The sequence below is a fragment of the Achromobacter sp. NPDC008082 genome (assembly GCF_042957345.1).
In the GTDB taxonomy this organism is placed as follows: domain Bacteria; phylum Pseudomonadota; class Gammaproteobacteria; order Burkholderiales; family Burkholderiaceae_B; genus Achromobacter; species Achromobacter kerstersii_A.
Window position 1 is genome coordinate 61,220 of the sequence record NZ_JBIBIB010000007.1, and the last position, 14,498, is coordinate 75,717.

Annotated in this window: 15 protein-coding genes; 13 read left to right on the top strand and 2 right to left on the bottom strand. The window is 60.6% G+C overall.

Going from position 1 to position 14,498, the window contains the following annotated elements:
* Nucleotides 1–7: 7 nt before the first annotated feature.
* On the bottom strand, nt 8–400 hold the full coding sequence (locus ACFZAI_RS26580) for a PRC-barrel domain-containing protein (RefSeq protein ID WP_391569784.1): 393 nt from the start codon (nt 398–400) through the stop codon (nt 8–10).
* A 219-nt stretch (nt 401–619) separates the two neighbouring features.
* On the opposite strand from ACFZAI_RS26580, the gene ACFZAI_RS26585 reads away from it, so the two are divergent.
* The 7 genes from ACFZAI_RS26585 to ACFZAI_RS26615 all read left to right on the top strand — a co-directional run bounded on the left by ACFZAI_RS26585 (nt 620) and on the right by ACFZAI_RS26615 (nt 7,570).
* Nucleotides 620–2,317 (top strand): diguanylate cyclase, encoded by a 1,698-nt coding sequence (locus tag ACFZAI_RS26585; protein WP_391569785.1) that lies wholly within the window; start codon nt 620–622, stop codon nt 2,315–2,317.
* A gap of 283 nt (nt 2,318–2,600) precedes the next feature.
* Nucleotides 2,601–3,350: a transporter gene (locus tag ACFZAI_RS26590; protein ID WP_391569786.1), complete on the top strand. Its 750-nt coding sequence runs from the start codon at nt 2,601–2,603 to the stop codon at nt 3,348–3,350.
* 109 nt (nt 3,351–3,459) lie between these two features.
* The gene (locus ACFZAI_RS26595) at nt 3,460–3,981 is read left to right on the top strand and encodes a YSC84-related protein (RefSeq protein ID WP_391569787.1); all 522 of its coding nucleotides are present in this window, start codon (nt 3,460–3,462) and stop codon (nt 3,979–3,981) included.
* A 28-nt stretch (nt 3,982–4,009) separates the two neighbouring features.
* Nucleotides 4,010–4,666, top strand: a complete 657-nt coding sequence (locus tag ACFZAI_RS26600) for a paraquat-inducible protein A (RefSeq protein WP_391569788.1) — start codon at nt 4,010–4,012, stop codon at nt 4,664–4,666.
* Between the two features lie 68 nt (nt 4,667–4,734).
* Nucleotides 4,735–5,298, top strand: coding sequence for a paraquat-inducible protein A (locus ACFZAI_RS26605; protein WP_391569790.1), 564 nt, complete (start codon nt 4,735–4,737; stop codon nt 5,296–5,298).
* Nucleotides 5,295–6,959, top strand: a complete 1,665-nt coding sequence (locus tag ACFZAI_RS26610) for an intermembrane transport protein PqiB (protein WP_391569792.1) — start codon at nt 5,295–5,297, stop codon at nt 6,957–6,959. Before ACFZAI_RS26605 ends, ACFZAI_RS26610 begins: the two co-directional genes overlap by 4 nt.
* Entirely contained in the window at nt 6,956–7,570 is a 615-nt protein-coding gene (locus ACFZAI_RS26615) for a membrane integrity-associated transporter subunit PqiC (RefSeq protein WP_391569793.1), read from the top strand. Before ACFZAI_RS26610 ends, ACFZAI_RS26615 begins: the two co-directional genes overlap by 4 nt.
* Nucleotides 7,571–7,615: 45 nt before the next feature.
* Here ACFZAI_RS26615 and ACFZAI_RS26620 read toward each other — a convergent pair whose 3' ends face one another.
* Entirely contained in the window at nt 7,616–8,509 is an 894-nt protein-coding gene (locus ACFZAI_RS26620) for a LysR family transcriptional regulator (RefSeq protein ID WP_391569794.1), read from the bottom strand.
* Between the two features lie 143 nt (nt 8,510–8,652).
* Here ACFZAI_RS26620 and ACFZAI_RS26625 point away from each other — a divergent pair, with 143 nt between their 5' ends.
* The 6 genes from ACFZAI_RS26625 to ACFZAI_RS26650 all read left to right on the top strand — a co-directional run bounded on the left by ACFZAI_RS26625 (nt 8,653) and on the right by ACFZAI_RS26650 (nt 14,491).
* A complete protein-coding gene (locus tag ACFZAI_RS26625; RefSeq protein WP_391569795.1) occupies nt 8,653–9,588 on the top strand; it encodes a 3-hydroxyacyl-CoA dehydrogenase family protein in 936 nt (311 codons plus the stop codon).
* A 185-nt stretch (nt 9,589–9,773) separates the two neighbouring features.
* Nucleotides 9,774–10,313 carry a TRAP transporter small permease gene (locus tag ACFZAI_RS26630; RefSeq protein WP_391569796.1) on the top strand — a complete coding sequence of 180 codons (540 nt, stop codon included), beginning with the start codon at nt 9,774–9,776 and terminating at the stop codon, nt 10,311–10,313.
* Nucleotides 10,310–11,581: a TRAP transporter large permease gene (locus ACFZAI_RS26635; RefSeq protein ID WP_391569797.1), complete on the top strand. Its 1,272-nt coding sequence runs from the start codon at nt 10,310–10,312 to the stop codon at nt 11,579–11,581. Before ACFZAI_RS26630 ends, ACFZAI_RS26635 begins: the two co-directional genes overlap by 4 nt.
* A 79-nt stretch (nt 11,582–11,660) precedes the next feature.
* Nucleotides 11,661–12,647: a TRAP transporter substrate-binding protein gene (locus ACFZAI_RS26640; protein ID WP_391569798.1), complete on the top strand. Its 987-nt coding sequence runs from the start codon at nt 11,661–11,663 to the stop codon at nt 12,645–12,647.
* A 38-nt stretch (nt 12,648–12,685) separates the two neighbouring features.
* Nucleotides 12,686–13,519, top strand: coding sequence for an NAD-dependent epimerase/dehydratase family protein (locus tag ACFZAI_RS26645; RefSeq protein WP_391569799.1), 834 nt, complete (start codon nt 12,686–12,688; stop codon nt 13,517–13,519).
* A gap of 57 nt (nt 13,520–13,576) precedes the next feature.
* A complete protein-coding gene (locus tag ACFZAI_RS26650; protein WP_391569800.1) occupies nt 13,577–14,491 on the top strand; it encodes an SMP-30/gluconolactonase/LRE family protein in 915 nt (304 codons plus the stop codon).
* Nucleotides 14,492–14,498: the final 7 nt, after the last annotated feature.

Here is a 14,498-nt window from a genome sequence, read left to right on the forward strand (position 1 = left end):
TCTCACCTTATTTCATGTACTTGAACTCGGGCAGCGCCTTCAGCGTGTCTTTGGTGGCCTCCGGCAGCACCAACTGATCGTCGGCGATCTGCATTTTTGACAAAGGCACCGTGACCAGATGATTGCCCAGCCCGAGTATGCCGCCCACTGAAAGCACGGCATACGGCACCCAGTCCGGGGGACCCAGGATCAGATCATCGACGGTGCCGATCTTTTCCTTATTGCTGTTGTAGACGGTGGAGCCGCTCATCTTCGATGCGCGGTATCCCGCGTCCACCTTGGCAACATCGACTCGGACTTCGGTGACCGACTGCGGCGCGCCCTGCGCCAGAGCGGCCGGCGCGGTTGAGAAGACGCCCAGCAGGACGGCCAAGCCTACCACTGCAGTTTTTTCGCTCATCGCGGATCTCCTGTGGGATGTTGCCTTTGGTCATTTGCTCAGCAAGCCTTGTGCCCAAGCTCACCAAGCCTTGTGCCCAAGCGCAGCGCCTGCCGGGGACAAGTGCGGCGTGGCGGCCACACCCTCCAAAAGGATGCAGTTCGGGCGCGAATCGTGACAAAATGTCAGCCACGTGCAGCCCGGCGGTACCGGTGCATGCCGTATTGATCAGGCCCTGAAATGCCCGCTACCGGTGATCCTTATCTACCCCTGACCCGAACCCCGGGCGATAGCGCGGACGGCGCGCCGGGTGAACCCGACGGCGCGCTTGCCCGGGTGGCGCGTCTGGCGCGGCGCTTGTTTAGCGTGGACATGGCCATCCTAGCCAGCACGGACGCCGACGCCGATGACGCCTGGCAGGCGGTGGACGGCGAGCCGCCCGAGGCCTCCCAACCCTGGTCCATCGAATGCCCGGTGCGCGCCGCCGATGGGCGGCTGTTGGGCGCTTTGCGGTTGCTGCATGGGCAAGCGCGCGAATTTACGGATGAAGACAGTCAGGCCTTGAAAGACCTGGCTGGCCTGGCGGCCACGGCGATTGCACATCGCCATGCGCCGTCCGGCGAGCGCGAGGGCGAAGACACCTGGCGCGAAGAGGCCCGAAAGTTGTCGCTGGCCATCGCGGGCAGTGGCACGGGCGTCTGGGACCGCAACGTGGTAACCGGCGAGATCCGCTATTCGCCCGGCTGGAAGGCCTTGCTTGGGTATTCCGAATCGGAACTGACCACGCGCATCGAGGACGCCTACACGCGCCTGCATCCTGACGACCTGGATTACGTGCGCGCCGTCATGCAAGACCATTTCGACGGCAAGACTGAAAGCTATGAAGTCGAGCACCGCATCCGTTGCAAGGACGGCAGCTACAAGTGGATTTGCAGCCGCGGCAAGGTGATCAGCCGGGACAGTGCGGGCAGGGCGCTGCGCATGATGGGCACGACCACCGACATCAGCGCGGTGCGGGCCATGTCTGACCGGCTCAAGCAGACGGCCGACCTAGTCGTCAACCTCACCGACGCCGTACCTGGCCTGGTCTTCCAATGCCGGCCGTTGCCCGAGGGCGGCTCGTTGTTTTCGTATGTCAGCGCTGGCATCTGGGACATGTTCGAGCTCACTGCCGACGACGTGCGCGCGAGCACCACGGCAATCGAACAGCGCATCCATCCCGAGGACCTGCCCGCCTATCGCACGTCGTTGCAGAAGGCGGCCGCCGCATTGACTCCGTGGCACCTGGAGTTCCGCGTCTGCCTGCCATTGCAGGGCGTGCGGTGGCGGCAGGGGGATGCCAGCCCGCGCCGCGATGCCGACAATCGCGTCGTGTGGCACGGGTTCGTCACGGACATCACCGACCGCAAGCGCGCCGAATTCGAACTGCGCGAGCTGGCCGCCACGGACGCGCTGACGACCTTGCCCAACCGCCGCCATTTCATGTCGCGCATCGCGGCGGAGCTTACGCGTATCAAGGGCGACGGCGGCCAGGGCTCGGCAGTGCTGATGTGCGACCTGGACCACTTCAAGCACATCAACGACACCTGGGGCCACGCCATCGGCGATGGGGTGCTCCAGCACTTTGCGAATACGTTGCGCGCCCAACTACGCGAAATAGATTTGGTGGGGCGCATCGGCGGCGAGGAGTTCGCCGTCGTGCTGCCCGATACCGACATCGAACACGCACATCTGTTCGCGCAAAACGTGCAACGTCAGATCGCCGATACGCCGTATTCATCGGGCGGGCGGTACATACCGCTGACGGTCAGCATCGGCATTTCCGCGCTGCACACGAAGGACGACGACGCAGAGCTGGCGCTCAGCCGCAGTGACCGCGCGCTGTATTACGCCAAGCAACGGGGGCGTAATCGGATTGAATCGGTGTCTGTCAGATAGAACAATCCGCCAGTCGCAGCGCAGCGAGCACCAAGAAAAAACGCGGAAGACCCGAAAGCGCGGAAGACCCGAAAACGCGGAAGACCCTTCATCGCAAGCGCGGTTTTGACCTTGCACAATCAGCTGGGCCACACACTCCTCATGTATGGCATCAAATGGCAAGCGTGCCGTGACACGTCTGTATAGAGTGCGGCGATCAGTCGTAGACGGACACGTGCGATGTCAGAAATCTTGAGGGAATATGCAATTTAGGTCTTTGGCGTGCTTTTGCGCAGCAGTTGGAATGTGCTCGATATCGAACGCCGAAGAGGTTGAGATCGCAAAGCAGCTCGCCAACCCGGTCGCCGCGCTGGTCAGCGTTCCATTTCAGTTTAATTACGATCGTGGCTATGGGTCTGCCGACGGCTACAAGGCCTACGTCAACATACAGCCCGTTATTCCGTTTTCGATAAGCGATTCCTGGAACGTGATTTCCCGGACGATCGTTCCTGTTGTCTCCCAACACAACGTGGCCGGTAAATCAGGCACGCAGTCAGGGCTGGGGGATATCACCCAGAGCTTCTTTTTTTCGCCAAAGAGTCCCACGTCGGATGGCCTTATCTGGGGAGCCGGGCCCGCTTTCTTGGTGCCTACCGCCACGGACTCGCTATTAGGGGCAAAAAAATGGGGCGCAGGGCCCTCTGCGGTCTTGTTGAAGCAAAAGGACAGTTTGACCTATGGGGTGTTGGCCAACCACATCTGGTCGCTGGCAGGGCAGAGTGACCGCAGAAACATCAGTGCCACCTTCCTGCAGCCTTTCTTCTCGTATACCAACAACAAGGCGTGGACGTTCGGGTTGGACACGGAGAGTTCATACGATTGGAAAGGGTCGCAGTGGAGTGTGCCGGTCAACCTGACTGTCTCCAAGGTCGTCAAAGTAGGCGCGCAGCCGGTGAGCTTCCAGGTTGGTGTGCGGTATTGGGCTGCCGCGCCTGAAAGTGGGCCCGATGGTTGGGGGCTTCGGGCCGGCGTGACTTTCCTGTTTCCAAAGTAAGGCGCGTCACAAGCGTCAATTCACTAAACCAGGGTATTCCAAGTTCATGGCAAGTCATAAAAATCTGAAATCTCTTCCGCAGCGGTTTGCGCCTTGCTTGCGGTCCGCCTTGTTCGTCTTCGCTTGCGTGCTGGTTCCGCCGAGCCTGGCCTTCGCCGATTCGGCACGTGCAATCCGCAACGACTCCGCCAATGCGCTGCAACACCTTTACGCGGTCGAGCCGAGCACGAAAGAACTGGGCGATAAAGCGGTGGCAGTCTTGGTTTTTCCCAAGATCTACAAAGCCGGCTTAGTGTTGGGCGGCGAGCATGGGCAAGGCGCGTTGTTCAAGGGTAAAGAGGCGGTGGGTTACTACGACATCTCCGCAGTGTCGTTGGGGCTTCAAGCCGGAGCCCAGACCTTTGGCTACGCGCTTTTCTTCATGAACCAGAAGTCGCTGAATTATCTGGAATCGAGCAATGGCTGGGCGCTGGGCAGTGGCCCCAGCGTGGTGGCGTGGGATAAATCCATCGCTTCCACCTTGTCCACCACGACCTTGTCACAGGAGGTCTTCGCCGTGCCGTTTGGCGCCCAAGGCTTGATGGCGGGTATGGGTCTTGAGGGTTCGAAGATTACCAGTATCACCCCCTGAGAGACTTCCCCAACACTGCGCAGTGACAATGCCCCGGTATGCCGCTAAAGAGATGAACATTTACCCACAGCTGGTGGCTTGCGAGCATTGCGACAGCGTGTACCGGCGTTGCACGCTGGCGGCAGGCGAGGTCGCGCGTTGCCGCCGATGCGACGCCGTCCTCGCGCGCGCCAACCCGCTGGATGTGGACCGATGGCTGGCATTGACCGTTACGACAGCGATCGTATTTCTGATCGCAAACGTTTGCCCCATCGTCCGCATCAGTCTGAATGGCATGCACCGGCAGGCAACGTTGTGGGAATTCGCATGGGCCCTGGCTCAAGGCAGCGTGGCGCCCCTTGCCATCGTTGCAGGCTTAGTGATGATCTTGGTGCCGCTGGCCCAGATCGTCTTGCTGTCATGGGTGCTGAGTTATGCGCGGGTTGGCCGTCGCGCACCGGGCTTTGCCCGGGCGCTGAGAACGCTTGCGTGCTTGCGTCCCTGGAGCATGGTCGAGGTGGCCATTTTTGGGATTCTGGTGGCGATCATCAAGCTGGTGAGTCTTGTGGAAGTCACGCTTGGCGCAGGCGTCTGGGCCACTGCCGCCCTGATGGTATTGCTCACTGTGATTGCTCACAGAGACCTGTCTGCCCTGTGGGATCAGACCGAAGAAGTATCCGCATTGCGGCGTGGCGGCGTAGCGTGAGCAGGCTGCCATTTGCAAGCGATTTGTCGGTAGTGGGCTGCCACACATGCGGCCTGGTTTGCGAACGCGTGGACACGCCCGGGCGAGAAGTTCAGTGCCCTCGCTGCGGCTCAACGCTACATCAACGGCGGCCCAACGGGTTGGCGCGCGCGTGGGCGCTGCTCGTGGCGGCCATCATCTGCTACATCCCGGCCAATGTGCTGCCTGTCATGTATTCCAGTCTGCTGGGCAGAGGCAGCAGCAGCACCATCATGGAGGGGGCCGTGGAGTTCTGGACGTCTGGCTCCTATGCCATCGCGTTCGTGATTTTCATCGCGAGCGTGGCGGTGCCTTGCGCGAAATTCCTGATTCTTGGGCTGTTGCTTGTGACCTCCCAGCGGCGTAGCCGATGGGCGACCCGTGAGCGCGCCAAGTTGTACCGCATCGTTGAGTTTGTGGGGTACTGGTCAATGCTGGATGTGCTGGTGGTGGCGGTGGTGGCTGCCTTGGTGCAATTCCAGGGGCTTACCGATATTTCGCCGCGTGTCGGCATCCTTTTCTTCGGCATGGTTGTGATTTTCACCATGCTTGCAGCCATGTCGTTCGACCCCAGACATATTTGGGATGGTGAAATCAATGGTGGTGATGAATGATTGAATCTTCCAAGGATCTCCACGGGCTTGACGCGCCTACGGTGATCCCTCGCAGAAAGTGGCGGATCTCGCTTGTCTGGCTGGTCCCTCTGATCGCCGCATTGATCGGCCTTTCCATGCTGGTGCAAACCTGGATCAGCGAAGGCCCGGTGATCACGATTACGTTTCATACCGCCGCCGGTTTGGAAGAGGGCAAGACCCTTGTGAAATACAAGGACGTGAATGTGGGCACCGTGACGGCAATCAACCTTAGCGAAGACGGTTCCCGTGTGGTGGCAACGGTGGCGCTGGATAAGGATGCGGCTAGCCTGGCGCGCGAAGACTCGCGGTTTTGGGTGGTGCGCCCGCGCATCGGCATCGATGGGGTTTCCGGCGTGGACACCTTGCTGTCGGGCGCATACATCGGTGTGGATCGGGGCCAATCGGCGGAACCTGCAAAAGCGTTCACTGGCCTGGAAAGTCCGCCCACGGTGATAGGCGACACGCCTGGCCGGTCGTTCATTCTGCATACCGAAGATCTTGGCTCGTTAGATGTCGGGTCTCCTGTCTACTACCGGCGCATTCAGGTTGGCCGCGTTGCGTCATACCAGTTGGGCGACGATGGCAAGGCGGTTGCGCTGCGGCTCTTCGTCAATGCGCCTTATGACCGCTTTGTGACCACGGCGACGCGTTTCTGGAACGCCAGCGGCGTGGATGTGTCGCTGGGCGCAGACGGATTCAAGCTGCAAACCCAGTCTATCGCCACCATTCTGGCGGGGGGCGTTTCTTTTGGCACGGCCTTAGGCATGACCGGTGAACCCGCTGAGGCGGATGCCACGTACGAACTGGCCAAGGATCAGCAGGCGGCGCTGGCGCCGCCTGACGGGCCATCGCAAACCGCTTATCTGGTCTTCGAGCAATCTCTGCGCGGGCTGGCCATTGGGGCGCCCGTGCAGTTCGACGGCATGGACCTGGGGAAGGTCATCTCGATCAAGCCGGATTACGATCCCGACAGGCGGCGCTTTCAATCCAAAGTCGGCATCGTGGTTTATCCGCAGCGGCTCAATGAAATCATGGAAAAAATGCCGCCGTCCGATGGGACCGAGGAAGACAGACTGGTACGCCTGCTGCAAGAAATGGTGGCCCACGGCTTGAGGGCGCAGGCCAGGACGGGAAATCTGCTGACCGGCCAGCTTTATATCGCCTTGGATTTCATACCGAACACGCCGAAGGTCGTATTCGATTCGCAACGACGTCCGATCACGCTGCCCACAGTCAGTGGCACGTTCGATCAATTGCAAGAGCGCGTCGCCAACATTGTGGGCAAGATTGACAAGATGCCCCTGGACAGCATCGCGCGCAATCTTGATGCGTCCTTCGCCAACTTGAATAAAGCGCTGCAGCAGGTGAACGGGCTTGTTTTGCCACAGGCCACGCAGACGCTGCGCCAGGCGCAACAAACCATAGGCGCCGCCCACGGCATGCTTGCCGAAGACGCGACGTTGCAGCAGAGCCTGGGACAGACCCTTCAGGAGATTCAGCGCGCCGCCCGTTCGGTGCGGACATTGACCGACCTGTTGAGCCGAAGCCCCGAGGCGCTGGTGCGAGGCCGCCCCAAGAACGCCCCGTTAGAGGCGTCCAGCACGCCGCCCGCAAGCACGATGGAGACGCTTCCGCGATGATCCGGTTTACTCGATTCAGCCTGCTTGTTCTGACCCTGGGCCTGGCGGCGTGCACCACGTCCGCGCCGGTGCGCTATTACACCTTGCTAAGCGCACAGGGGGATGTCCGGCCCCCGGAGGCGCCGGCGCGCTTCGTGTTCGAAGTGCTGCCTGTGACGGTGCCGGAGTATCTGAACCAGCCCCAGCTCGTCGTAAGACAAGACGACAGCGGCATGCTCGCCGTGCTGGATGACGAACGCTGGTTAGGGCCGTTGGACGAAGAGATACGCCATGCGCTGTCCGCGCAACTGGCCGATCGCCTGGGCGCCCAGGACGTTGCCGGCTTGTCGTGGCCAAGCGATGCGCAGGTGATCAAGGTGAAACTGCAAGTCCGCCGGTTGGACGCGTGGCCGGGACAGCGCGTGCAGCTTGAAGCGGGCTGGACCCTGAGGGATGCGCGTGACCCGGCCGGCGCTAGTCTTGTTTGCCAAGGACGCTTTGAGCAACCCGCCGCTGCGGGGTATCCCGCGCTAGTGCAAGCGCAGCAGCGCTTGATTGTTGCGTTGGCCCAGCAGGTGGGCCAGGACGCGACGGCGTGGATGGCGTCGCGCCACTCGAAATGTCGAAACTGAATTCAGGGGTCAGACTGCCTATTCCCCGAGGTTCAAGACAGCCCATCAATCCGCGCTTGCCGCTACGCGCAACGCGCTGATGAGCAACTCGGCGGGTCTGGATAGCGAGCGGCCCGACCGCCGCAAGATGCCGATGAATCGATACAGCGGGGGATCTTCGATCGAAATGCGCCGCAGGCGCGTGGTGTCTTCGCCTCGCACCACCAAGTCTGAAAGGATGGCCACCCCCAGCCCCTGCGCCGCCATCGCCGTGATGGTCGAGTTATAGACGGCCTCATAGGCCGCGGGCAGCGAGATCTTGTTCTTGTCGGCTGCGGCCTCAATGTGCATGCGGATGCTGCTTTCCCTGACCGGCAGAATTAGCGGCGGGCCGGCCAGGTCCTTGAACTTCACAGAATTCCGCTTCGTCCACGGGTAATCGGGCGCCACAAAGGCGCAGAAGCGGTCGGTCATCAACTTTTCCCAGACCAGTTCCGGATCGCGTTTAACCGGGCTGCCCACCCCAAAATCCACCTCGCCGTTTCGGATCATATAGGTCAGGCGAGCGGCCACGGTGTCTCGGATACGGACGGTAATGCGGGGATAGTCGCGATTCAGCCGATGAATCGCGCGGGGCAGCAGGCCCGCGGCCACTGACGGCAGGGCCGCCACCGTGACGGTGCCACGATCTGGATCGGTTGCCTCTCGGGCATGGGTGACCAGGTCTTCGATTTCGGCCACCAAGCGTTCGATGCGCGGGAACAGCTCCTGGCCATGCGGGGTCAACGTGACGTTTCTGCGATTGCGGTCGAACAGTTCCGTGCGCAAGTGCTTTTCAAGCTGCTGGATCTGGATGGTCAGCGCTGACTGAGAGATGTGCAGTTCGTAGGCGGCCCGGGTGAAATTTCCCAGGCGGGCGATCGCGAGGAAGGCGCGCAACTGCTTGAGATCACCCAGCATGACCGGTCTCCGTGTGGATACGCGAACTGACGAACTATTGATATTTTTGAAAACTCTATTCGTTTCTTTGAATTTTACCTATCGCTACCGGCTATGTAAATTGTGATGCAGCAGTTGACCAGGCACCTAACCAGGAACAAATGATGAGCAGCATCAAGAAAGTGGTGGTGGTGGGCGGTGGAACCATGGGATGCGCGGTTGCCGCCATGTTCAATGTGGCGGGGTGGCGCGTCCATGTTGTCGAACCGGATGCGGGGGCGCGGCTGGCCTTGCCCGGAAAAGTGGAGGCGGCCTCGCAGGCGTTGGGCGCCGATGGGCGTCAACCCCCGCCAGCCATTCATCGTGCGCTGATCGATGTGGACTGGGCCGGCGTCGACATCGTCATTGAATGCGTCTTCGAGGATCTCGCGCTCAAGCAGGCGGTGTTCGCCGAACTCGAAGCCCTGTGCCCAGCCCCGATTCCCTTGACCAGCAATTCATCGAGCTTTCCCATCAGCCAGATCGCACAAGGCTTGGCGACCCCGCGCCGGATGCTTGGACTGCACTTTTTCATGCCGGCCCATCTTGTGCCGGCGGTGGAGGTGGTTTGCAGCGAGGCCTCCGATGCATCAACCGCCGATGACGTCAGCGCCATCATGCGGGCAGTGGGAAAAAAGCCGATCCGCGTCAAGCGCGATATCCCGGGCTTTCTGGCCAACCGCATTCAGCATGCCTTGATGCGCGAGGCAATCGCCCTGGTCGAAGAGGGCTTCGCCTCGGCGCAAGACGTAGACGCTGCCGTGCGCTATGGGTTTGGTTTTCGGTACATCGCGGCCGGCCCGCTGCTGCAAAAAGATCTGGCGGGCATCGACATCCATTGCGCGGCGGCGACGACGATGTATCCGTACTTGCGCACCGACCAGGAGCCCAGCGCGTACATGCGCCAACTGGTCGCCAATGGCGACATCGGCGTGAAATCGCCGTCGTTGCGCGGCTTCTACCAATGGACGCCCGAGCAAGTGGCGGCCGAACAGAGACGATACGAAACAGCACTGCTGAAAGCCGCGCGAATTCTGTCGGACGAAGAGGTGGCTCACTGACACGCAATACCCAAGCAACACCCACGAAGCGCGGCATGCATAAACGCCGCCAACAATAAAAATCTGCAATGCAGTTCCCTGCCAAAACAAAGGGGAGAGGTGATGAGACAAGACAAGAAACACGGGGAGGCGCGATGAACGATCACTCTGCCTCCCACAGCACGTTCCGTTCGGTGCAACGAACCATGGAGTCCATCAACAACGCCGCAGAAAAGGTCGCCGGGCTTTTTCTTTTCGGCATGATCGTTGCCGTGTCCATTTCTGTTTTAGCCCGGCTGCTTTACACCTACACCGGCATCTCGGTTTCCACGCCATGGGCCGAAGAGCTTGCGCGGTTCCTGATGGTGGGAAGCGTCTTCATCGGCGGCGCGGTGGCCGCTTACCACCTGCGCTTGATCGGGGTCGACGTCTTCGCCAGCCTGGTCCCCGAGCGGATTGCCCGCTGGCTGCGGTTTGTGTCCCATTTGCTGACCCTGGCGCTGGCGGTCCTGCTGGTATGGAAATCCACGCGGCTGATTGAACTGGGCATGAAGCAATGGTCGCCCGCGATGGAAATGCCCATGGCCTATGTCTATGCATGTATGGCGATCGGCTGCCTGCTCATGTGTGCGAACACCCTCACCAATGCGGCCAAAGAGCTGCTGAACGTGGAATCGCCACAACGGGAATCGGCGGAAATGGAAGAGGCCATGGAAATCAAGAACAGTGTCGAGGGGGCAATATGATTCTGGTGCTTGGCTTGTCGTTTTTTCTGATCATGCTGATAGGCGCGCCCATCATGACCGCGCTGGGGCTGTCCGCGGCGATGGCATTGCAATCGGGTGACCGGTCGCTACTGATGGTGGTGCAGATGGCGTTTCAGGCGCTGGATTCATTCAGCCTGATGGCCGTGCCATTCTTCATTCTTGCGGGCCATCTGATGCAGTCGGGCGGCGTGGCGCGAAGGCTGGTTCAATTGGCCAATGCGTTCGTCGGCTGGATTCGAGGCGGCTTGGGCGCCGTCGCCGTGCTCACGTCCTTGCTGTTCGCCACGGTGTCCGGGTCGTCGTCGGCGACCACCGCGGCAATCGGCTCGGTGCTGATCCCCGAAATGGAGAAGAAGGGCTATCCGCGAGCCTTCGCCGCATCGATCGCAGCGTCGTCCGGGGAATTGGGGGCCATCATTCCGCCGTCCATTCCCATGGTGGTCTATGCGCTGACGGCCAATGTGTCGGTGGGCGCGCTGTTCATCGCGGGCATACTTCCGGGGCTCTTGATTGCCTTGTCGCTGATCCTGACGGTTTGCGTAATCGCCAGCGTCAAGGGCTTTGACGCCGTGCGTGTGATGAGCCTGAAGGACTGGACGACGGGCGTGCTGGTGGCGCTGCGGGACGCTATGTTGGCGCTGATGATGCCCGTCATTATTCTGGGCGGCATCTATGGCGGCTTGTTCACGCCTACCGAGGCATCCTGCGTTGCGGTGCTGTACGGCCTGGCGCTTGGGATGTTCGTCTACAAGGAAATCACGCTCAAGAATCTGCCCATCATCTTCGGCCGGGCCGCGGTGATGTCTGCAATCATCTTGCTGATCGTCGCGTTTGCCGCGGTGTTTGCCTACCTGCTGACCATCAACCAGGTGCCGCAGCGCGTTGCCGCCATGCTGGGTTCGGTGACCACCAACCCCATCGTTTTTCTGCTGCTGGTGAACATCATGTTGTTCGTCGTCGGCATGTTCATCGAAGCGCTGGCGGCAATCCTGATCATTGTGCCGATCCTGGCGCCCATCAGCGTGGCCTTTGGCATTGACCCGATCCATTTCGGCATGATCGTGATCACCAACTTGGCGGTGGGAATGGTGACGCCGCCCGTGGGTGTGAATCTGTTCGTGGTGTGCGAGGTGGCCCAGCTGAAGATGCATCAGTTGGCCCGATACCTGGTCCTCTTCCTGGCGGTGCTGGTCGTGGACATCCTGATCATCTCGTACGTGCCTGTTCTTAGTACGGCGTTTCTGTAGGCAGTCGCGCCGGGCCGCCGCCCGGCGCGAATTAAAAAAATCATAAATCTGGAAGTCACCCAGGAGACAAGACATGAGCATGCTCAAGAAGATCATTGGTACCGGCGCCATCAGCCTGGCGCTGCTGTCGGCGCCTAGTCATGCACTGAACATGGACGTGGGGCATACGCTGACCACAGACAGCCCGTTCCACGTCGGCACGCAAAAATTTGCCGACATCCTCAAAGAGAAATCGAACGGCAAGATCAACGTCACGGTGTTCCCGCATTCACAACTGGGCGGGGAATTGACCATGATTCAAGGCGCCGTGGCCGGCGCGACGGATCTGTTCGTTACCGGCCAACCAGCCCTGAACAATGTGGTGAAGGAATTTCTGGTTTTTGACACGCCGTTTCTGTTTGACAACGTCCAGCAAGCCAATGAAATTCTGGCCGGCCCCGTTGGCGACAAGTTCATGGCCATCCTTCCCAAGTACGGTCTCGTCGGCCTGGGCTGGTTTTCCGCCATTGAACGCAACGTCTTTGGCAACCGTGCCGTTAATTCCGCTGCTGACCTGAAGGGCATGAAAATCCGCGTCATCCAATCGCCGGGGTACGTTGAAAGCTACAAGACCCTGGGCGCACAGGCCACCCCGATGGCCTATTCCGAACTGTACTTGGCGCTACAGCAGAAAGTGATCGACGGCGGCGAGACCACGCCAGATCAATTCGTGTCTGACAAGTTCATCGAGGTGTCCAAGTACTTCAACATGACGCACATCAATATTCACCCGGCGCTGCTGGTCATGTCGAAGACGCGTTGGGATTCCCTTTCTGAGAGCGACCGCAAAATCGTTAAGGAGTCTGCCGATGAAGCCATGGCCTATGCCCGCGACTATTACAAGAAGGTCTACGACGACGGGATGAAGACCATGGCGGCAAAGGGCGTTACCGTTGTTTATCCGAGCGACATTGACTCCCTGGTGCAGGCGACCCGGCCCGTCGTGAAGAAGCTGGTGGGCGATGCGCCTGGCGGCCAGGCGCTTTATGACGCCGTAATCGAAGCCAAAGCCAATACCAAGAAATGATCCATCCCTCCGCCTAGCCGGAAAAGACAGGAAAATCGATGACGCATTTCAACCAACCTGAACACCTGCGGGTGCTGATCACGGGCGCGGCAGGGAACATCGGCAAATGCCTGCGCACGCATCTGCGCGGCCGCTATGCCTTGCTGCGCCTGGCCGACATCGCCGAACAGGAGCCCGCGCAAGCGGGCGAGGAAATCTGCAAGATCGATGTGCGCGACATCGATTCGGTCGCGCGTTGCATGGAAGGCATCGATTGCGTTGTGCACTTGGCCGGAATTCCCGGCGTGGACACGTGGGACAAAATTCTGCCGATGAATATCGACGGCTGCTACAACGTGTTCGAAGCCGCGCGCCGCCAACACGTGCCGCGTGTCATTTTTGCCAGTTCGAACCATGCCGTGGGCTACCACCGCAGGGAAAAATTTCTGGACAACACCGTGGAACCCCGGCCGGACTCGCTCTACGGGGTATCGAAAGTGTTTGGTGAAGCCCTGGGCAGGATGTATGCCGATAAATACGGCATGTCGGTGGCCTGCCTGCGCATCGGCACCTTCCGTACGCCCGACCGTCCGAGCGAAGCGCGCCAGCTTCTGACCTGGCTCAGCCACCGGGACATGGCGCAGTTGGCGCGCCGCTGCATCGAGCACGAGTCCTATCACTTCGTCGTGGTCTATGGCGCATCGAACAACCTGCGCAACCGGTGGGACAACTCCAACGTTAAATTCCTGGGGTACGCGCCGCAAGACGACTCCGAAGTGTTCGCCGCGGAAATACTTGCTCAGGACATACCCGAGGACCCCATCGCCGCCCAGTTTCATGGCGGCTTCTATTGCCCCATGGAGTTCGTCGGCACGACCGACCGCATTACGTGAAAGGCCCGTGTAGATATCGTTGCCGTCCACCCGCCATCAACCCGTTGCCAGGAAACCATGTACGCCGCACCGCCTGCCATTCAAGCCGAAGTCTTTGCCCGCCTGCCCGACATCTTCCGCAAGCCGGAAGGCACGTCCGAGTGGCATCGCTACCAGCCGGGCAATCAGCCACCCCATTCCCTGCTGGAGGGGCCATCGTTTGACGCGCAAGGGCGTCTGTATTGCGTGGATGTGCCGTGGGGCCGCGTGTTCCGGGTGGACACTCAGGGCGGCTTCGAATTGATCGCCGAGTACGACGGCGAGCCCAATGGCCTGAAGATCCACCGGGACGGGCGCATCTTCATTGCGGACTATGCGCGCGGCATCATGCAGCTTGATCCTGAAACGGGCAAGGTCACGCCTGTGCTTGAAAGGGTGCACCTTGAGCGTCTGAAGGCCGTGAACGACCTGGTGTTCGCGTCTAACGGCGATTTGTATTTCACCGACCAAGGGCTGACCGGCTGGCACGACCAGACGGGCCGGGTATTCCGGCGCCGGGCCGACGGCCGTGTCGATTGCCTGTTGGATAACATCCCCAGCCCCAACGGCCTGGTGCTGGACCCCAGCGAGTCGGTGCTTTATGTTGCCGTAACGCGGGCGAACGCCATCTGGCGCGTCCCGCTGACCCGCGAGGGTAATGTCACCAAAGTTGGCACCTTCATCCAGATGTCCGGCGGAGGCGGGCCTGACGGGCTGGCCATCGATGAAGACGGCAATCTGGCCGTGGCGCATGTGGGGCTGGGCGCGGTCTGGTTATTCAGCAACCGTGGCGAGCCCCTGTTGCGCATCAATTCGCCGCTCGGGGCATTGACGACCAATGTTGCGTTTGGCGGCGAAGACCGCAAAACGCTTTACATCACCGAGTCCGAGTCAGGGTCCATCCTGCGCGCCCCGATGCCCACTGCGGGCCGGGTCATGTATTCGGGGGTGTGAAGCGGGG